The 17882-nt window shown below is 68.8% G+C and carries 14 protein-coding genes and 3 pseudogenes; 11 read left to right on the top strand and 6 right to left on the bottom strand.

The window, feature by feature from the left end; translation table 11 throughout:
* Positions 1 to 89: 89 nt before the first annotated feature.
* From ACIQ1J_RS32960 to ACIQ1J_RS32950, 3 genes and pseudogenes are all read left to right on the top strand, one after another.
* Positions 90 to 293, top strand: a pseudogene (locus tag ACIQ1J_RS32960) (IS3 family transposase); the annotation flags it as partial.
* 562 nt (positions 294 to 855) lie between these two features.
* Positions 856 to 1158, top strand: coding sequence for a hypothetical protein (locus ACIQ1J_RS32955; RefSeq protein ID WP_403562680.1), 303 nt, complete (start codon positions 856 to 858; stop codon positions 1156 to 1158).
* 74 nt (positions 1159 to 1232) lie between these two features.
* Entirely contained in the window at positions 1233 to 1907 is a 675-nt protein-coding gene (locus ACIQ1J_RS32950; RefSeq protein WP_403562678.1) for a response regulator, read from the top strand.
* 11 nt (positions 1908 to 1918) lie between these two features.
* On the opposite strand, the gene ACIQ1J_RS32945 is transcribed toward ACIQ1J_RS32950, so the two are convergent.
* On the bottom strand, positions 1919 to 3136 hold the full coding sequence (locus ACIQ1J_RS32945; protein ID WP_403562676.1) for a sensor histidine kinase: 1218 nt from the start codon (positions 3134 to 3136) through the stop codon (positions 1919 to 1921).
* A gap of 255 nt (positions 3137 to 3391) precedes the next feature.
* Between ACIQ1J_RS32945 and ACIQ1J_RS32940 the strand changes: the two genes are divergently transcribed.
* Entirely contained in the window at positions 3392 to 4225 is an 834-nt protein-coding gene (locus tag ACIQ1J_RS32940) for an SDR family oxidoreductase (RefSeq protein ID WP_403562674.1), read from the top strand.
* Between the two features lie 51 nt (positions 4226 to 4276).
* Positions 4277 to 6505 (top strand): MMPL family transporter, encoded by a 2229-nt coding sequence (locus tag ACIQ1J_RS32935; RefSeq protein ID WP_403562672.1) that lies wholly within the window; start codon positions 4277 to 4279, stop codon positions 6503 to 6505.
* Positions 6506 to 6978: 473 nt separating this feature from the next.
* On the opposite strand, the pseudogene ACIQ1J_RS32930 reads toward ACIQ1J_RS32935, so the two are convergent.
* Positions 6979 to 7041 (bottom strand): annotated as a pseudogene (locus ACIQ1J_RS32930) (hypothetical protein); the annotation flags it as partial.
* Positions 7042 to 7851: 810 nt separating this feature from the next.
* Between ACIQ1J_RS32930 and ACIQ1J_RS32925 the strand changes: the two are divergent.
* The 3 genes and pseudogenes from ACIQ1J_RS32925 to ACIQ1J_RS32915 all read left to right on the top strand — a co-directional run.
* A pseudogene (locus ACIQ1J_RS32925) lies at positions 7852 to 8427 on the top strand (transposase); the annotation flags it as partial.
* A gap of 163 nt (positions 8428 to 8590) precedes the next feature.
* Positions 8591 to 8743 carry a transposase family protein gene (locus tag ACIQ1J_RS32920; protein WP_403562694.1) on the top strand — a complete coding sequence of 51 codons (153 nt, stop codon included), beginning with the start codon at positions 8591 to 8593 and terminating at the stop codon, positions 8741 to 8743.
* A gap of 180 nt (positions 8744 to 8923) precedes the next feature.
* On the top strand, positions 8924 to 10027 hold the full coding sequence (locus ACIQ1J_RS32915; protein ID WP_403562670.1) for an IS3 family transposase: 1104 nt from the start codon (positions 8924 to 8926) through the stop codon (positions 10025 to 10027).
* A 152-nt stretch (positions 10028 to 10179) separates the two neighbouring features.
* Here ACIQ1J_RS32915 and ACIQ1J_RS32910 read toward each other — a convergent pair whose 3' ends face one another.
* Positions 10180 to 11427, bottom strand: a complete 1248-nt coding sequence (locus tag ACIQ1J_RS32910; RefSeq protein ID WP_403562668.1) for an MFS transporter — start codon at positions 11425 to 11427, stop codon at positions 10180 to 10182.
* 253 nt (positions 11428 to 11680) lie between these two features.
* Positions 11681 to 12553 carry a response regulator transcription factor gene (locus tag ACIQ1J_RS32905; protein ID WP_403562666.1) on the bottom strand — a complete coding sequence of 291 codons (873 nt, stop codon included), beginning with the start codon at positions 12551 to 12553 and terminating at the stop codon, positions 11681 to 11683.
* 109 nt (positions 12554 to 12662) lie between these two features.
* On the opposite strand from ACIQ1J_RS32905, the gene ACIQ1J_RS32900 reads away from it, so the two are divergent.
* Genes ACIQ1J_RS32900 through ACIQ1J_RS32890 form a run of 3 tightly spaced genes read left to right on the top strand, consistent with a single transcriptional unit; the run spans position 12663 to position 16372 of the window.
* On the top strand, positions 12663 to 14354 hold the full coding sequence (locus ACIQ1J_RS32900) for an AMP-binding protein (protein WP_403562664.1): 1692 nt from the start codon (positions 12663 to 12665) through the stop codon (positions 14352 to 14354).
* Positions 14355 to 14408: 54 nt separating this feature from the next.
* Positions 14409 to 15608 carry an acyl-CoA dehydrogenase family protein gene (locus ACIQ1J_RS32895; RefSeq protein ID WP_403562662.1) on the top strand — a complete coding sequence of 400 codons (1200 nt, stop codon included), beginning with the start codon at positions 14409 to 14411 and terminating at the stop codon, positions 15606 to 15608.
* Positions 15605 to 16372, top strand: coding sequence for an SDR family NAD(P)-dependent oxidoreductase (locus ACIQ1J_RS32890; protein WP_403562660.1), 768 nt, complete (start codon positions 15605 to 15607; stop codon positions 16370 to 16372). The genes ACIQ1J_RS32895 and ACIQ1J_RS32890 overlap by 4 nt, the downstream gene beginning before the upstream one ends.
* Positions 16373 to 16502: 130 nt before the next feature.
* Here the strand turns inward: ACIQ1J_RS32890 and ACIQ1J_RS32885 are convergent, their stop codons facing one another.
* Both ACIQ1J_RS32885 and ACIQ1J_RS32880 read right to left on the bottom strand, forming a co-directional pair.
* On the bottom strand, positions 16503 to 16865 hold the full coding sequence (locus tag ACIQ1J_RS32885; RefSeq protein ID WP_403562658.1) for a hypothetical protein: 363 nt from the start codon (positions 16863 to 16865) through the stop codon (positions 16503 to 16505).
* Between the two features lie 482 nt (positions 16866 to 17347).
* On the bottom strand, positions 17348 to 17839 hold the full coding sequence (locus ACIQ1J_RS32880; protein ID WP_403562656.1) for a MarR family winged helix-turn-helix transcriptional regulator: 492 nt from the start codon (positions 17837 to 17839) through the stop codon (positions 17348 to 17350).
* Positions 17840 to 17882 lie beyond the last annotated feature (43 nt).

Genomic DNA, 17882 nt, shown 5'->3' with positions numbered 1-17882 from the left:
CAAACGCTACGTCATCCGCGAGGTCTACCACCTGATCCGACCCGCACCACGGGCCCTCCCCACAGCGAGTTGACAACTATAGGAGCGTCAACGCCATGGCCGAATCATTCTTCGGTGCCCTCAAGAACGAGCGCGTATCAAGGGTGACTTACCTGACCCGCGAGGGCGCCCGGCGAGACATCACTCGCTACATCGAATTCTGGTACAATCGCAGACGCCTCCACTCGGCGGTGGGTTACCGCCCTCCGCGCGAAGTCCACGCCGAGTATGAGAAGTTGCGAATCGCCGTGTGAAATAAACGGTCAGAAGCCTGTCCGGAAAACGTGAGGCCCCTCAGTCGGCGACCAGATCCAGGACCTTGTCGGGCCGTGCGGGCCCGGGTGGCGGCGTACCCCAGCAGGCAGTCCAGCGCGCGCACCGCAGGGTCCGAGCCTGACGAGATCCTCTGCCGGGCCATGGTCCTCGCCGGTGCCCACGGCGTCGACCGCACCGTCGATCGCGGGCGAGTGCATGCAGGTGGTCCAAGAAGGCCGGCAAGCCGCCGGCGAGGTCGGCGCCGGTGCGCCACACGCCTGCGGGTACGCCGCTGTTCATGCTGTCCCGCACGGCGTGACCGCGCCAGGTCCTGCGACAGGCGTCTCGGCAGAAGCTCGGCGTCCGTGTCGACCAAATGGCCGACACCGATGCGCGAAACCGATACGCAGGGCCGACGCGGTACCCCGCCGGGTCCTCGCAATCATGGTGGTCACGGCGTGCCGCGCCTCCCAGGAGCACGAGCACCCGTCACAACAAAGGGGGCGTCCATCGGGTGCCTCGATTCGTAGGTTCTGCGGCCAGGACACCCGGAGGCATGTCATGAAGAAGGGGACGTTCATCACGGTTCTCATCGTGGCGGGCCTGTTGGCTCTGTCCGCGAATGGCAAGAAGCAGTCCGCCGTTCTGCCGGACTCGACAGGGCGGACTCTCGAGGTCGCCTGGGACGACACGCGGCAAGCCGGTTTTACGACCCTCACATCGCATGATGCTCTGGGTAAAGGCCGGATGCAGTTACTCGCACGGAACTGGAAAGTCTGCAGCCAGTCCCCCGCTGCCGGTAGGCACGCCGCTACCACACCCATCGACTTCACCGTCGTCAAGCGCAACGAGAGATGCCCCTGAGCCGCCGGGCACCCGTGGCTGCCCGGCAGCTCAGGTGTCGACGGGGTAAGTGATCAACATGCAAGGAAAGAAACGTGGCTGAGACAGAGATCGATGTGGTGATCGCCGATGATCAACCCTTGGTGCGTGCTGGCTTCGGCCTGATCCTCGGGGCGCAGCCGGGCATCACCGTGGTCGGCGAGGTGGCCGACGGCGTGGAGTGCATCGAGCTGGCACGACGGTTGCGTCCACACGTGGTGCTCGCCGATATCCGTATGCCCAGGTTGGACGGTCTGGAAGTGGTGCGGCATCTGGCCGGACCGGGTGTGGACGACCCGATCAACGTCGTGCTGATCACAACGTTCGATCTGGAGGACTACATGCGGACTGGTCTGCGCAACGGGGCGTGCGGGTTCTTGCTGAAGGACTCCTCACCGGGACTGCTTATCGAAACGGTGCGGGCTGCGGCTCGCGGGGACGCACTGGTGTCACCGGCGGTGATCGTGCACCTGCTGCGGCATATGAAGGAGACAGGGCCTGTCGCGGCATCGAACGGGGCGGAGGCAGCCAGGCTCAGCGAACGGGAGCTGGACATTGTTCGGCTGGTGGCGGTGGGGCGTACGAACCTGGAGATCTGCGACGAGTTGTCCTTGTCGTTGTCAACGGTGAAGACGTATCTGGCGCGCACTCAGATGAAGCTCGGGGCCCGAAACCGGGTGGAGGTCGCCGCCTGGGCGTGGGAGCACGGCGTGGTGCGCCCGGGCGGCTGAGTCTCGTCATCTCAGTGCGCCGACTGGTCGCTGTCCCGGACGGCGTCGGCGGCAACCAAGGGGAAAACGGCGTGCACCTGCCAGCCACCGTGAGGAACAGGGCCGACGCGGAAGGTTCCGTTGAGGGCTTCGACACGTTCGCGCACACCCAGCAGACCGAAGCCGCCGCGCCCGCCTGTGGGCGTCGCGGAGTGGCGTACAGGCGCGGTATTGGTGACGTCCACCAGCAACCCGGCGGAGTCCGCGTCCAACTGGACGGTGGTGCGGGCGCCGGGCGCGTGACGGCGGACGTTGGTGAGTGCTTCCTGCACCAACCTTTGTACGGCGAGTTCTACTTCGGGGCTGAGGCGGGCCGTACGGGCCGCCGCGGCGACTTCGACGCGGGCAACAGTGTCGTCTCCGCCGGCGGCGCAGTGTGCGGAGACGAGGTCGGCCAGCTCGGTGACCAGGTCGCCGGTACGCAGGGCGGCATGATTGTCCTCGCGCAGGACGCGCACCAGGCGCCGCATCGACTCCAGGGTCTCCGTGCCCGAGTTCGCGATGTTCCGCAGGATCGGCGGCACTTGGTCGGGTGCGGTGGTCTGGATGGTCAGGGCCGCGTTGGCCTGCACGATGATCCCGGTCATGTGGTGGGCGATCAGGTCGTGCAGATCCCGGGCGATGGCCAGGCGCTCGGCCTGGCGGACATCATGCACGGCGCGCTCCCGGCGCGACTCCAGCGCCCGCAGGGCGCAGCCGATGGCCACGCAGATGGCCAGGGCGACGGTGAGAACGTAGCCGCCTGCGACGAAGACTCCCAGTGAAGCGGCGCGCAGCGGCAGCAAGAGGACTGTCGCGCAGAGGGCGGCCGTACACGCGAGCGCGGTGGCCGGCCTGCGGATCTCGGCCGCCGCACGGACAGTGAGGAAGAACAGCCCACAGCTCTCCAGAGCGCCCCACCACCGCGGATCGGGCGGCGCGATCAGGCTCCACACGGTCACCGTCAGGGAGAGCAGGACAGCGCAGGCGATCCGCCCGCGTAGATCGATCGAGCGGGGCAGGCCGCTGCCGGCCAGGGCGATCAGTGGGCCCGAGACGAGTACGGGCAGCCAGTTGCATGCATTCGCGAACGGCTCGGGACGGTTCACGATCGTGGTCAGGTCAACGGTCCAGGTGAGCGCGAATGCGACCAGGCCGCTGATCGTGATGAGCCGGGTGCCGTCGGGAATGCGCGCGAGGTTCCATTTCACGCCGATCAGCGTAGGAGTCCGCGACGACCGGGGTGTCGGCCGAATGGCCGACACCCCGCCCCAGCTCGGATACCAGCGGCTGACGCGGTGCCTCCGTACCTGGCGGAACCATGGTGCATACGGCGGTCGGCGCCCATTCCCCAAGGCCCGGCCGCCGCGCCGAGTCCCCCCACTCGGCATCGGCGCCGGGCGCCGGAGCGTTGCACCCACCGGCCGGCGGACACAGACATCCACTCGACGAAGCAAGGGCTGCTCATGCATCACGGCGTACTGGTCGTCATCGGCACGGGCCGCACAGGCCAGGCCGCCGCCCGCAGGATGGGCAGCGGCCGGCCCGTGCTGCTCGCCGATGAAGACGGAGAGAGGCTCATAGCCGCGGGCTGTCGGCTCGAGGGCGACAACTTTCAGGTCAGTGCCCAGAGGGTGGACGTCTCCGCCCCCGCTTCCGTGGCGGCCCTTGCCCGCCGGGCGACGACGCTCGGCCCGGTCGCTCATGTCGTGCACACCGCTGATCTGTCCCCAGTGCAGAAGGACATACGCGCCGTCCTGTCCGTGGACATGCTCGGCGTGGCGCTTGTCGAGGAGTTTGGGCAGGTAGTCGAGCCCGGCGCAGCCGGGGTGATCATCGCCGGTGTAGCCGGCCACGGTTACGCGCCCCGGCTCACCGCCGAAGAGCGATGGCAATTGCGCCACACTCCCGCACGCGAGTTGCCCTCGCTGCCGGTGGCGCAGGAGAAGAACTTCACCGATCCCGGCCAGGCGTACGGCTTCGCGAAGTGCGCCAGCCATCTGCGTGTGCAGGAGACCGCCCGGTCCTGGGGCGCACGCGGGGCGCGGATCAACACTGTCAGCCCGGGCGTCCTGTCCGCCCCCATCGGACAGGCCGAACCCACGAGCCCGCACAGCGAAACCATGCGGACCGTTCTCGCCACGTCCCCCGTCCCTCGGCTCGGCACCCTGGAGGACATCGCCGCCACCACCGAGTTCCTGCTCGGCCCGGCAGCGGGATTCATCACGGGCGTCGATCTCCTCGTCGACGGCGGCTTCACCTCGGTACTCGCCGACCTTCCGCCGGCCCCCCACCAGTAGCCGGCCCTTCCTCCTCCTGCTCCACCGAACACACAGAAAGTCACCGCACCCATGGCCACCCTCCTCTATCGCATCGGCCGAGTCGCCTACCAACGGCGCTGGCTGGTCGTCCTCCTGTGGGCTCTCGTCCTGGGCGTCGTAGGCGTCGCCAACGCCACCAGCACCGGTACCCCCAGTTCGCAGGTCTCGATTCCGGGTACGGAGGCGATGCGCGCCAATGACCTCCTGGCGAAGAAGTTCCCGGCCGCCGCCGGCCCCGAGGGCGCCACGGCCACACTGGTGCTACGGGCCCCCCACGGGGAGCGCATCACCAACGGCGCGAACAAGAAGGCGCTCGAAGCGACCCTGGCCGACGTGAAGGACTCCTCCTCCCGCGTCGCTCAGGTCAGCGACCCGTTCGCCGGCAAGACCGTCAGCCAGGACGGCACCACCGCGTACGCGCAGGTCACCTACTCCGTCAAGGCCACAAGCCTGAGCAGCCGAGATCACAGCGGCCTGGACAAGGCCCTGGAATCCGGCCGTGACCGCGACCTGACCGTAGAGGCGTCCGGCAGCGCGCTGGGCTCCTCCGATGCAGGGGGCCACTCGTCCGAGGGGATCGGTCTGCTGCTGGCTGTCGTGATCCTGGTCCTCACCTTGGGCTCGCTCATCGCGGCGGGCCTGCCTCTGGTGACCGCACTGGTCGGCGTCGGCATCAGCGTCGCCGCCATCAGTGCCCTGAGCGTCCCGCTGAACCTTCCCGACAGCACCACGGGCCTGTGCACGATGCTGGGACTCGCCGTCGGCATCGACTACGCGCTGTTCATCGTCTCCCGTTATCGCTCCGAACGCGCAGGCGGCCTCGAGCCACGAGAGGCCGCCGCACGCACCAACGGCACCGCCGGCACTGCTGTCGTCTTCGCCGGACTGACCGTGATCATCGCGCTGATGGGCCTCGCGGTTGTCAACTTGTCCACCCTCACCGCCATGGGTATGGGCGCCGCGTTCGCCGTCGCCATCGCGGTCCTCGTCGCCACCACCCTGGTCCCCGCGCTCCTCGGCATCCTGGGCGGCCGCATCCGCGGCAAGGCCCCGAAGCAGTCCGCTTCCAGGGGCAAGCCGGCCGGCGCGGGACTGACACAGCGGTGGGTCGGCCTCCTGGTGCGCAAGCCGACGCAGGTCCTGCTCGTGGCCGTGGTCGGTCTGGGCGCGATCGCGCTTCCGGCGGCGAAGCTGGAGCTCAACCTGCCGGACGACAGCACCTCGCCCCCCTCGTCCACGCAGCACAAGGCGTACGACATGCTGGCGCAGTCCTTCGGAGCGGGCTTCAACGGGCCCCTGACGGTGACCGTCGACGACAAGGACCCGGCAGCCGTACGCGCCGGCGCCGAGCGGCTCGGAAAGTCCTTCCCGGGTCTGGCCGACGTGGCCAACGTGGCCCCGGCGGTGTTCAACGAATCCGGCGACACCGCCGTCATCGGCATCGTCCCCAAGAGCGGACCGGCCAGCGACGCCACCAAGGACCTCGTCCACGACATTCGCGAACTGGGCAAGGACGTGGGGGCGGACACCGGAGCACGTGCGATGGTGACCGGCCCCACCGCGATCAACATCGACATCTCCGACAAGTTCGCCTCGGCGATCTTCCCCTACCTGGCCGTGGTCGTCGGGCTGTCCTTCCTCGTACTGATTCTGGTCTTCCGCTCGATCCTCGTACCCCTCAAGGCGACCCTCGGCTTCCTGCTGTCCGTCCTGGCAGCCCTCGGTTCACTCGTTGCGGTCTTCCAGTGGGGCTGGCTGAAGGATCTGTTCGGTGTGGAGCAGACCGGCCCGATCATGAGCCTGATGCCCATCATGATGGTGGGCATCGTCTTCGGCCTGGCCATGGACTACCAGGTGTTCCTGGTGACCCGCATACGAGAGGACTACGCCCGCAGCGGAGACCCACGCGGTGCGATCGTGTCGGGCTTCAGGCAGAACGCCACCGTCGTCACCGCGGCCGCACTCATCATGATCGCCGTGTTCGCCGGCTTCGCCACGTCCGGTGACGTCATGCTCAAGGCCATGGGCTTCGGCCTCGCGGCCGCTGTCTTCTTCGACGCGTTCATCGTCCGTCTGACCATCGTGCCTGCGGCGCTCGCGCTCCTCGGCAAGCACGCATGGTCGCTGCCCCGATGGCTCGACCGCATCGTGCCCGACGTCGACGTCGAAGGCGAGAAGCTGGCCCGGCAGACCCCAACCCCGGATCCCGCCCCGCGTGAACCCGTGCCCAGCGCCACGTCGGTGAACGACCGGAACTGAATGAGCCACCCTCGCAGGTCCGCGGCCGCTCCGGCGCCGCGGGCCTGTCCGTGCCCTGGTGGTCGCGCGTACAGCGGCCACTGATCGACTTGCCGCGGGTGGGGAATGCCGGCGTCGGCAAGCACCAGCAGGAACTCGTCCAGCAGAGTGAGCGAACCCTCCAACAGCTGGGCCCGCTCGGCAAGCCCGTCGCGCAGCTTGATCCGAGCCCGCGCTTCCGAATCCGACAGCCTCTGGTCGAAGAGCTGCACGACGGAGTCCAGGACGTCGACAGCGGACTGGGCCGGCAGCGTGAGCGCGATGGGGTGGCGCCGACGCTTGAGGTAGTCGATCCCGGTCGGCGGCGCCGGGGTCTCGGGGCTCGCCTTGGGGTGGGCATGGCGGCCGACGTGGTGTGGGAGGGCCTTGCCGGGGGCCCGCACCTCGATGTCGGTCAGGTCGAACGGGTCGAAGACCAGCTCGATCCTCATCCCGGCCAGCGAGGGGGCGCCGTCGTAGGAGTTGCCGTGCAGGCTGACCGTCGCGGTCTTGGTCACGGTGCGGAACTCCGACCACAAGACCGCCTCCCGCAGATCCGCCGTGGACGGCAGGGGCAGCAGCCTGGAAATCGAACGCAGCCAGCGTTCGATCGGCGGCTGGCCGGTCGCGGAGTGCACCGCGCAGTGATAGACCGTCTCCACCCACGCGGTGAACAGCCTGTTCAGTTCGGTGAGATGCTCGATCTGGCCGACACGGTCCTCGTCGAGTTCGACGAGGAACTGTCCCTGACAGTACGGAAGAACCGTTCGATTTTTCTGCGGCCCTGCGGCCGTCCAGGCTTGGAGTGAGTGAGCCTGATCGCCAGGCTCACGCAGGCCCGCAGCAGCCACGTATCGACGAAGGCACTCCCGTTGTCCCACAAGATCGACTCCGGGACGCCGCGGGCCGACAAGGCCGGCCGCAGTGCCGCGGCCAGGCGGACGGTGTCCTCGGCGAACCCGAACCGGGGCCCCGCGATCGCCCGGAGTGGTCGTCGATGAAAGCGAACAAGTACGTCTTGCACCCGCCGACCTTCGGACCGTGCAGGGCGTCCCCGGTCCACAACTCGTTGCCGCGGGTGGCCTCGAACCGGCCGAAGACGCTCGTCTCGCCGCTGCCGCATCCGGTCAGGCCGGCGGCGACGAAGTGCCGCTGGAGCGTGCGCTCGGTCGGCGACCAGCCCTGCGTCGTGCGCAGGATCGGGAGTGTCCGATGAACGGCGGATCTGATGATCAAGGAGACGCCAGATGAGCGACACGACCATCGAGCAGATACCGGGCAGCGAGCCGGCGGCGGCCGTGCCGGCGAGTGACGAGCAGTTGGTCGGGATGCTCGTGGGCCGGGCCCGCAGCGAGGGTCTGCAGCTGACCGGGGAAGGCGGGCTGCTCCAGCAGCTGGCCAAGCGGGTCCTGGAGTCCGCCCTGGAAGGCGAGATCACCGATCACCTCGGCTACGACAAGCACGACGCCGAGGGCCGGGGCAGCGGCAGCGGCAGCGGCAGCGGCAGCGGCAGCGGCAGCGGCAGCGGCAGCGGCAGCGGCAGCGGCAGCGGCAGCGGCAGCTCCCGCAACGGAACGTGGGCGAAGACGGTGCTGACGGATGCCGGCCCGGTCGAGGTCAGGATCCCCCGGGATGTGGCGGGCACGTTCGAGCCGGCCATCGTGAAGAAGAGGCAGCGGCGCCTGTCCGGAGTGGACGAGATGGTGCTGTCGCTGTCCGCGAAGGGGCTGACGCACGGGGAGATCTCCGCGCACCTGGCCGAGGTCTATGGCGCGAGCGTGTCCAAGGCCGCCATCACCACGATCACGGACAAGGTGATGGACGGGATGGCGGAATGGTCCAGCCGCCCGCTGGACCGCGTCTACCCGGTGATGTTCGTTGACGCGGTCAACGTCAAGATCCGGGTTCTGTCGACGATCTTGTGATCCGGACGGCTGAGCAGTTCGTTCCGACTATTCGCGATCATGAATCGTGTGCTCTCGTGATGTGCTCCTGAAGTTGTTTCCCTACCTGTCCGCGTTGTTGATCGAGGAGGTGGAGAGGCAGCCGGGCAGGGTGGTGTTCAGGATGCGAGTGCGGGCGACGGCCGCGGTCTGCCGGTGCGGTGAGAGCTCGGCGCGGGTGCACGGCCGGTACATACGCAGGCGTCGGGACGTTGCTGGGGGCGGTCTTGGTGTCGTCGTCGAGTTGGGTGTGCGCCGCTTCCGCTGCGAGAACTGAGGTTCCCCCTGCCGACCGGACAGCTTGATACTGGGACGGATGGTCCCGGAGGAAGCAGTCACAGGTAGTGAGCAAGAAGAGCAACATGAGTAAGCGGTACACGGCCGAGTTCAAGCGGGACGCGGTCGCCTTGGCGTTGTCCTCGGAGAAGTCGGACCCGAGGTCGCGAGGGATCTGGGCGTGAGTCCGGAAGGGCTGCGCGGGTGGGTGAAGCAGGCGAAGGTCGACCGCGGTGAGGGGCCCGCCGGGGCTTTGACCACTGCGGAGCGTGAGGAGTTGGTCCGGCTGCGGCGGAAGGTTCGCGAGCAGGGCCACGATCGAGGTTCTGGGAAGAGCGACCGCCTTCTTCGCTCAGGACAAGATGAGGTAGACACCGCGGCCCGGTGTCACTTCATCGATGCGGAGAAGGCGTCGGAGGGTAATCCCACAGGTCACAGCGTTTCGTTCCTGTGCCGTGTGCTGAGAGTGCCTCGCTCCACCTACTACGCGCACCGGGCGTCACGGCCGGCCCGGACGGTGCGGGAGCGGGCCGAGGAGGTGCTCGTGGGCGAGATCCGGGTACTCCACGCCGGATCTCGCGGCGCCTACGGGGCCCCGCGGATCCACGCCGCCCTGCGGCGGGCCGGGCGGACGGTGAACTCCAAGAAAGTCGAGCGACTGATGCGCAAGCACCGGATCGCCGGGATCACCCGCCGACGGCGTGGGGGCCTGACCCGGCAGGCGAAGCGGGCGGTATTCGCCCTCGACCTGATCGGTCGGGACTTCACCGCACCCAGACCCGGAATGCGGCTCGTCGGCGACATGACCGAACTCGTCACGCTGGAAGGGAAGTTGTATCTGGCGACCTGTATCGATCTCGCGACGCGGGAGGTGGTCGGCTGGGCGATGGCCGACCACCACCGCGCCGAGCTGCCGGTCGCTGCCCTGCGGATGGCGGCCGGGCGTGGCGGCCTGGAACACGGTTGCGTCATGCATACGGATCGCGGCAGCGAGTACACGAGTGACGAATTTCGCACCGAAATACGCAAGTTGCGCATGCGGCAATCGATGGGACGCATCGGATCTTGTTACGATAACGCCGCCGCGGAAAGCTGGTTCGCCATCCTGAAAGCGGAGATCGGGACGACCATGTGGGAGACCCGCGAGGCTGCCCGGGCCGACATCTTTCGCTATGTCGAGGTCGAGTACAACCGCAGCCGGCTCCGTCGGCACCCCGACTACGGGTACGTCACCCCGCTCGAAACGAGAGCCTTGCTCAGACAGAACCTCGCCCCGGCAGCGTAGACACCCGCTGTCCAGCTCGCGGGGGGAACTTCAGTAACGCATTCCCCCGCTTGCCTCGACAGCCCTGCATAGAAGTTCGCACAGTCCGAGGCAGACCCGGCGGGCGCAGAGGGAACGCGCACTCAGCGACTGTGAGCAGGTGATCAGCCGACTCACACCGGTCCGGCGTCGTCAGCTGGGGCGGGGCGCTCGACGGCACCGTCGCGCGCGGATGCTGCAATACCGGTGCGCGGCCGGTTCTCGACTGCGGGGGCCAGGAAAGCGGCGCCGGCGACGCAGGCGAGGACGACGAGCATGGCGGGACGCAGACCGATGTGGTCGCCGAGGAGGCCGAGGCCGGGCGGTCCGACGAGGAAGGCGACGTAGCCGATGATGGCGACCAGACTGACCCGGGCCGTCTCGTCGGGGCCGGATTCCGCGGCGGCGGAGAGTGCGAGGGGGAAGCCGAGCGAGGCGCCCAGCCCCCACAACAGCACGGCGGCGCCGACGAGGACGGAGTTGTCCGAGACGATTACGAGGAGCAGGCCGAGTGCGCCTGAGGCAGCGCTGGCGCGCACGACGGCGGTGCGGCCGAAGCGGTCCAGGAAGAACGTGCCCGTGAAGCGGCCCAGCGTCATCGCGGCGGCGAACCCGGCGTAGACGAGGGAGCCCGATGTGGCGTCCATGCCGTGTCCGTCGACCATCAGCAGGGGCAGCCAGTCGTTGGCCGAACCCTCGGCCAACGCCATGGCCAGCACGATCGCACCGATGAGGACGAGCCTTACGTCCCTCCACAACGCCGGGCGCCGCCCACCGCGGCCGTCTCCCTGCGGCTGTCCGGGCGCGACGCGGCCGGTGCCCGCCGGAATGGCGCGCATCGCGTAGAGGAGGAGCCCGACGCCCGGCAGGATGATCGCCGCCAGGTGCCAGTTCACCGGCACCCCGGCCGCCGTCGCCACCATGCCCGCACCGGCTCCCAGGACCGTGCCCAGGCTGAAGCAGCCGTGCAACGCGGGAAGGGTGGTCACACCGCTGATCCGCTCGACGTCCGTGCCGTCGACGTTCACGGCCACGTCGCCGACACCCATGCCGGCGCCGAAAGCGCACAAGCCCGCTGTCACCACCGGTATCGACGCGCCGACGCTCCCCGCGCAGACCGTGGCCATGCCCGCGATGAGCAGCCATGTTCCCCAGACGACGACGGGCCGCGTCCCGAACCTGGACACCAGCCGCCCCGAGCAAATGATCCCCAGCATCGAACCGAGAGACAGCCCGAACAAAACGAGCCCCATCTGCGCGGTGGACAAGTCCAGCCGATCCCGGATCGCGGGGGTGCGCGTCACCCACGACGACATCTCGATCCCGGACACCAGGAACAACAGGAACAGCGACTGACGACGCCGGCGCACGGCATGGTCCATGAGAATGTGCTTCTCCTGGGAGTGGGGACGGCTGCTGACAGGTCGGGTATTGGCGCCCACCCGATTTGGACAATGTACGTGCGTGTTCACGACGGCGAGAAAGCACGGACCGAACGCTCAGACGCCGGTACCTGAACCCCCAAGTCGTTGCGGGCTGTTATCGAGGCTTGCTCTTCCATCCTGTGCACCGAGGTCCGCGAAAAGCAGGCACCCGCACGCCGTCCTCAACTCCGGAAAGGATCCTGCCGGCGTACTACGGGAGAAGGCCCCCGCGGCGGGCGGCGACCACGGCCTCGAACCGCGTGCGGGCGTCGAGCTTGCGCATGGCGCTGCGCAGGTAGGCCTTGACCGTTTCAGGCCGGAGGGACAGACGAGCGGCCGCCTCGACGTTGGTGCATCCCAGAGCCACTTGCGCCAGGGCATCGATCTCGCGGGGCGAGAGCGGTGAACGGGCCTGCGGTTTCCGCGCTGCGACGAGGCCGGCCAAACGCTGGGAGGCGTCGAGGAGCCGATCGCGCAGTGTGTCGTCCTGCACGGCCTGCGCGATGACGCGGAGCTCCGCGTGCAGGCCGCGGATCTCCTCGGCCGCGCTGTGGCTCGCGCCGTGGCCCGATCCGGTCTCCGAGGCCAGCCGGAGTTTCAGTCGCCGATCGACCTCGTCCCGTAGGGCGAGTTCGGTCCCCAACTGCCGTGAGGCGCCGACCATGGCGTCGGCTGCACGGTCCCCGAGCAGCGTCGAGGCGCGGGTCGCTCCGTACAGCACCCCCCGTACCGAACCGGACACGACGACGGGAACGGCCACGACGGAGCGGATGCCTTCCGCGAGGACGGGGGCGTCGTAGTCGTGGGTGATGGAGTCGTCCGATCCGTAGTCCGCCACGGCGGCGGGGCGGCGCTCCACCAGGACATGTCCGCCCAGGCCGGTGGCAGCGAAGACGGAGAGTCCGCGCAGCCCCGCCGTCTGAACCCCGATGTGCTGTGTCAGGTGAAGGACTTCACCCTGGACCGGGCCGCCGAAGGCGACGGGAAAATCACAGCGCCGCTGGGCCAATCGCAGCGCCTGCCGAAACGCGTCACCATCGTCAGGGCGCATCGATATAGTCGACATATCCGAAATGGGACTCATTGCTCCTGCCCCTTTCCGGGGGTAGTCGGCCATCCACGTGACCCGGAGCATAGGTCGCCGTAACGCCAACGCAAAGAGTCGGCCGACCGTGCCAGGAAAGGGGCTGATCATGAGCAGCATCGGTCAATCCGTCGGTGAACAAGGGGTTGACGTTCCGGCCACTGCCTCGGAGCGGATCCGGGAACTGCTGGCCCGGTTCGGCTCTCCCGAGGCATGTGCTGCGGAGTTGCTGTGCGACCGGCACCCTGCCGACGCCGTGGCTTTCACCGTCGTCGAGGCGGATCTGTCGGCCCGCGATCTCACCTTTGGCGAACTCCGGCGTGACTCGTCGCGATGCGCCGCCGCTCTGGCCGGAATCGGTGTCGACCCTGGCGACGCCGTGGCCGTTCTGATGGGCAAGTCGGCCGACCTGATCGTGGCGCTTGTGGGTATCTGGCGCCGCGGTGCGGTGCACGTCCCGCTGTTCACCGCTTTCGCACCGCCGGCAATCGCCCTGCGCCTGGAGGCGAGCGCGGCGAAGGCCGTCGTCGTCGACGCCGACCAGCGGCACAAGCTCGCTCCCGGCGAGGACATGCCCGCCGACGCCCCGTGGCAGGTCGTGGTCGCGGGCGGTGAACCGGCCGAAGGCGAGTTGTCGTTCGACCGCCTGCTCGGCGCGTATCGCGGGGACGAGCCGGAAGGCCGCGCGGTCGCCCGCGGTGGGGACTCGGCACTCGTCCAGCTCTTCACGTCCGGTACTACGGGTACGCCGAAGGGTGTGCCCGTTCCGGTCAAGGCGCTGGCATCGTTCCAGGCGTACCTGGAATACGGCTTGGATGTGCGGCCCGACGACGTGTTCTGGAACGCCGCGGATCCCGGCTGGGCATACGGGCTGTACTACGCGGTCCTCGCCCCGTTGGCCGCGGGCCACCGGAGCCTGCTCCTGCACTCCGGCTTCTCGCCGGCGCTCACCTGGCAGGTGATGCGTGAATTCGGGGTCACGAACTTCGCCGCGGCCCCCACCGTCTACCGCAGCCTGCGCGGCGCCGGCGAGCCCGTGCCGGACGGCCTGCGGCTGCGTACCGCGTCCTCCGCCGGTGAGCCGCTCACTCCCGAGGTGATCAGTTGGGCGGAGCAGACGCTCGGCGTCACCGTACGGGACCACTACGGCCAGACCGAGCACGGCATGGTGATCGTCAACGGCTGGGCCGACGGGGTGCGATCCCCGGTCCGGTCAGGGTCGATGGGCAGGCCCCTGCCCGGTTGGTCCGCCGAGATCCTGTGCGAAGACCGGGACGAGGCGGCCCCGGCGGGGTCGGCAGGACGCGTCGCCATCGAGGTCGCCGCCAGCCCGCTGATGTGGTTCTCGGGATACAGCGGCGCCCCTGAGAAAACCGCCGAACGCTTCTCGGCCGACGGCCGGTGGTACCTGACCGGCGACGCAGGCAGCCGTGACGAGGACGGCTACTTCTACTTCTCCTCACGCGACGACGACGTCATCATCATGGCCGGCTACCGCATCGGCCCCTTCGACGTCGAGAGCGTTCTGGCGCAGCACGAGCAGGTGGCCGACGTCGCGGTGGTCGGAGTGCCCGACGCGCTACGCGGAGAGGTGATCGAAGCCTTCGTCGTACTGCGCCCCGGCACCGTCGGCGACGACGAACTCGTCGCGGAGTTGCAGCGCCTGGTCAAGACCCGGTTCGCGGCGCACGCCTATCCGCGCACCATCCACTTCACCGACCAGCTGCCGAAGACACCCAGCGGGAAGGTCCAGCGCTTCGTCCTGCGTGAGCGGCGTCGGGCGGAGCTCGACGGCCATTGACAGGCAAGAGAAGCATCAACGCCTTGACAGACCGACACATCGGAGCCGATCCCTTTGCCTGTCTCACGCCTGCTGCCGACCGAAGAGGCGGCGGACCTCCTCGACATGACCCGCGAGATCGCCGACCGCCACCTGGAACCGCGTGCCGCGGAACACGAAACCGCTGAACGCTTCCCCCGGGAGGTGTTCCGGACCCTTGGCCGGTCCGGCCTCCTCTCCCTGCCCTATCCCGTCGAGTACGGCGGAGGGGGCCAGCCGTACGAGGTGTATCTGCAGGTTGTCGAGGAGGTCGCCGCCCGGTGGGCGAGTGTCGCCGTCGGCATGAGCGTGCATGTCCTGTCCTGCTTCCCGTTGGCTGTGCACGGTAGCGACAGCCAGCGCGAGCGGCTGCTGCCGCCGCTGCTGTCCGGTGACGTGCTGGGGGCCTACTGCCTGTCCGAGGCACACGCCGGCTCGGACCCCGCCGCCATGACCAGCCGGGCACGGCGCGACACCGACGCATACGTGCTGGACGGCGCGAAGGCGTGGACCACGCACGGCGGGCACGCTGACTTCTACACCGTCATGGCTCGCACCGCCGACGACCGGGCCCGCGGCATCTCGTGCTTCCTGGTATCGGCCGAAACTCCCGGCCTTGAAGCCGATACGCCGGAGCGGAAGATGGGACTGACCGGGTCGGCCACCGCCACCATGCGGCTGGACGGTGTCCGGGTGCCGGGCGATCGGCTGATCGGCGAGGAGGGCCAGGGCCTTGCCATCGCACTCGATGGGCTGGACGCAGGCCGCCTCGGCATCGCCGCGGTAGCCGTCGGACTCGCTCAGCGCGCGTTGGACGATGCGCTCGACTACGCACAGGAGCGCGAGACCTTCCAACGCAAGATCATTGACCACCAGGCGATCGCCTTCCTGCTCGCCGACATGGAGGCCGCGGTCACCTCAGCCCGGGCGACGGTCCTGGCTGCGGCGCGGCGCAAGGATGCCGGACTGCCCTACAGCCGTCAGGCCAGCGTCGCCAAGCTCGTCGCCACGGACGCTGCGATGCGGGTGACCACCGAGGCGGTGCAGATCTTCGGGGGTGCCGGATACACCCGTGACTTCCCCGTGGAGCGCTACATGCGAGAAGCCAAGGTCATGCAGATCTTCGAAGGCACCAACCAGATCCAGCGCATGGTCATCAGCCGGGACCTCGTCCGCGGCGACTCCGGTCCTGTCAACCACGTCCTGACTACCCCTCTCCCGGAGATACGCCCATGAACCCCAGCACATCGGTCGCCCTGGTCACCGGCGGCGCCAGCGGCCTCGGCCGCGCCGTCGCCGAGGAACTGCTCACCGCCGGAGCCCAGGTGGTGATCGCCGACCTTCCCACGTCCCCAGGAGCGGAGGTCGCGACCGGCCTGTCCTCCTGCGGCAAGGCGATGTTCGCCCCCTGCGACGTGACGGACCCCCAGGCCGTACAGGCCGCGGTGGACGCCGCTTCCGCACTCGGGACGCTGCGTATCACCGTGAACTGTGCCGGAGTTGCCACACCCGGCAAGCTGCTCTCCCGCCATCGGCCTTTGCCCCCGGAGGAGTTCGAGCGAGTGGTCCGGGTCAATCTGCTGGGGACGTTCAACGTCTTCAGGCTCGCCGCTCAGCGCATGGCCCAGGCCGAACCGGTCGCGGGCGAGCGGGGCGTCCTCGTCGCCACGGCGTCGATCGCGGCATACGACGGTCAGGTCGGCCAGGCCGCCTATGCCGCCTCGAAGGGCGGAGTTGTGGGCCTCACGCTGCCGGCCGCGAGGGAACTGGCACAGCATCAGATCCGGGTCGTCTCGATCGCGCCGGGGCTCTTCGACACCCCGCTCATGGCCGGACTGCCGCAGGAGGCACGGGAATCCCTCGGCCGACAGGTGCCGCACCCGGCACGACTCGGCAAGCCCGCCGAGTTCGCGTCGCTCGTTCACCACGTAGTGGTGAACCCGATGCTCAACGGTGAGGTCATCCGTCTCGACGGAGCCGTCCGAATGGCTCCCCGCTGACGGGCAGCCTCGTGGCCGCCCAGCAGTCGGGCTGATTCAGTCCCCAGGTCCTCGCTTCCCGGGCCCCGTAGTAATCGCCGAAAAGACAACGGATACCGCTGACCTGCACGGATGGGGCCCAACTCGTCGATCAGCCGTCCTGCCCGACTTGTTCGGCAGCGGCGCCTTCGCGGTGCAAACTCACGCTCCACAAATCCAGGACGGCCCCGAGGGTGAACACGGTGGAGGGCTGGGACGCCTCGATGTGGATCACGCCGGAGGTGTCGTGCGTGTGCATCGGGGATTCGAGCCGGTCGGCCATGGAAATGCCGACGTTCGCCGGGACCGGCACCACTTTGGCGTCGACGTAGACCGCGAGGTGGGCGTGGATGTGGTGGCTCTCGTCCCCGTTGGGTGGCAGGTGCAGGTTCGCCAGCCGGGCCGGCAGACGCGCGTACTCGGGCTGCCAGGCGGCCTTGGTGGCCTGCACGCCGGGCAGCGCGGCGACGTTCACGGCCGCCCGGTGCCGGCCGAGGCCGCGGGGGCAGAGCCGCCGGTACCGGTGTCGGCGAGGTGGATGCCGAGGAAGACGGCGCCGGCGGCGGCGAGGGCCACGGCGGTGGCCGCGGTGATGCGGATGCGGCGCTGCCGGGCGGCCTAGCGGGCGTGTTCGGCTTCCAGGCGGGCCCGGCGGGCGGCGGATTCGGCGTCAGCGCGGCTGGACACGGGTCGGTTCTGGTGCGGTGGTGGGCCGCCTCCCGGCCGGGGCGGCCGGGAGGCGGCCCAGGGTAGAAGCTGGGGCCGAGTCCAGATTCAAGTTCCGGCCGGTGGTCTTTGTCGTGGTTTTGCCGGTGCGGAGCAGGTGGGCGGAGTCGGCGAGGATGCCGAGGTCCGGCACGGACTGGGCGGCGGCAGCCAGATTTCAGCGGCCAGTTCCTTCGGCCGCCACTCGCCCCGTTGATGAGCGCGACAAACGCCCCCGCAGCTTGGCCAGGCTCACCGACCGCCGAGCCCCGACTCCCAGGTGCGTGCATTCCATCGGGGATCAGGGCTCTCACCTGAGGAGTCCAGTGTGGACACCAGCTGGGCGAGCACAGGGAGCGACGCTTCGAGGGCGTCGCGGCTGCCTGCGGGCATCTGGTCGATGGCCTGAGCCAATACGGCGGAACTGATGCGGTCGTAGCGGTCGAGCAGTTCGAGCGCGGAGGGGGAGGGCGTGAGGACCACCGTACGCAGATCGTCCGGTGCCGACTCACGGTTGACCAGGCCCGCTGCCTTCATCGTCTTGACCAGGTTGCTGATCGTCGAGGTCGCCACTCCCAGTCGCTGCGCGGCCGCTCGCGGGCTGAGCGGTCCCTCGGCGAGTGCGCGCAGGAGTTCGATCTGGGCTTCGGGCAGGTCGGGAAGTCCTTCGGCGCTACGGGTTGCACGGAGGACGGCCCGGCGCAGGGGCCCGAGGAGTCGGCTGAGCTCGGATGCGGTGTCCATACGGAGCATTGTGCCGCAGATCTCATTTTGCAGCAAAACAGTT

Source organism: Streptomyces sp. NPDC097107 (genome assembly GCF_044762405.1).
Classification (GTDB): domain Bacteria; phylum Actinomycetota; class Actinomycetes; order Streptomycetales; family Streptomycetaceae; genus Streptomyces; species Streptomyces thinghirensis.
The sequence above is the reverse complement of the archived record's forward strand: the minus strand, read 5'-3'. Positions and strand labels throughout refer to the sequence as shown.

Bases quoted from the DNA above. Each gene is read 5' to 3' on its own strand.
- ACIQ1J_RS32955 (WP_403562680.1), top strand. From the start codon at position 856: ATGAAGAAGGGGACGTTCATCACGGTTCTCATCGTGGCGGGCCTGTTG.
- ACIQ1J_RS32940 (WP_403562674.1), top strand. From the start codon at position 3,392: ATGCATCACGGCGTACTGGTCGTCATCGGCACGGGCCGCACAGGCCAG.
- ACIQ1J_RS32935 (WP_403562672.1), top strand. From the start codon at position 4,277: ATGGCCACCCTCCTCTATCGCATCGGCCGAGTCGCCTACCAACGGCGC.
- ACIQ1J_RS32920 (WP_403562694.1), top strand. From the start codon at position 8,591: ATGCGAGTGCGGGCGACGGCCGCGGTCTGCCGGTGCGGTGAGAGCTCG.
- ACIQ1J_RS32910 (WP_403562668.1), bottom strand. From the start codon at position 11,427: ATGGACCATGCCGTGCGCCGGCGTCGTCAGTCGCTGTTCCTGTTGTTC.
- ACIQ1J_RS32905 (WP_403562666.1), bottom strand. From the start codon at position 12,553: ATGAGTCCCATTTCGGATATGTCGACTATATCGATGCGCCCTGACGAT.
- ACIQ1J_RS32900 (WP_403562664.1), top strand. From the start codon at position 12,663: ATGAGCAGCATCGGTCAATCCGTCGGTGAACAAGGGGTTGACGTTCCG.
- ACIQ1J_RS32890 (WP_403562660.1), top strand. From the start codon at position 15,605: ATGAACCCCAGCACATCGGTCGCCCTGGTCACCGGCGGCGCCAGCGGC.
- ACIQ1J_RS32880 (WP_403562656.1), bottom strand. From the start codon at position 17,839: ATGGACACCGCATCCGAGCTCAGCCGACTCCTCGGGCCCCTGCGCCGG.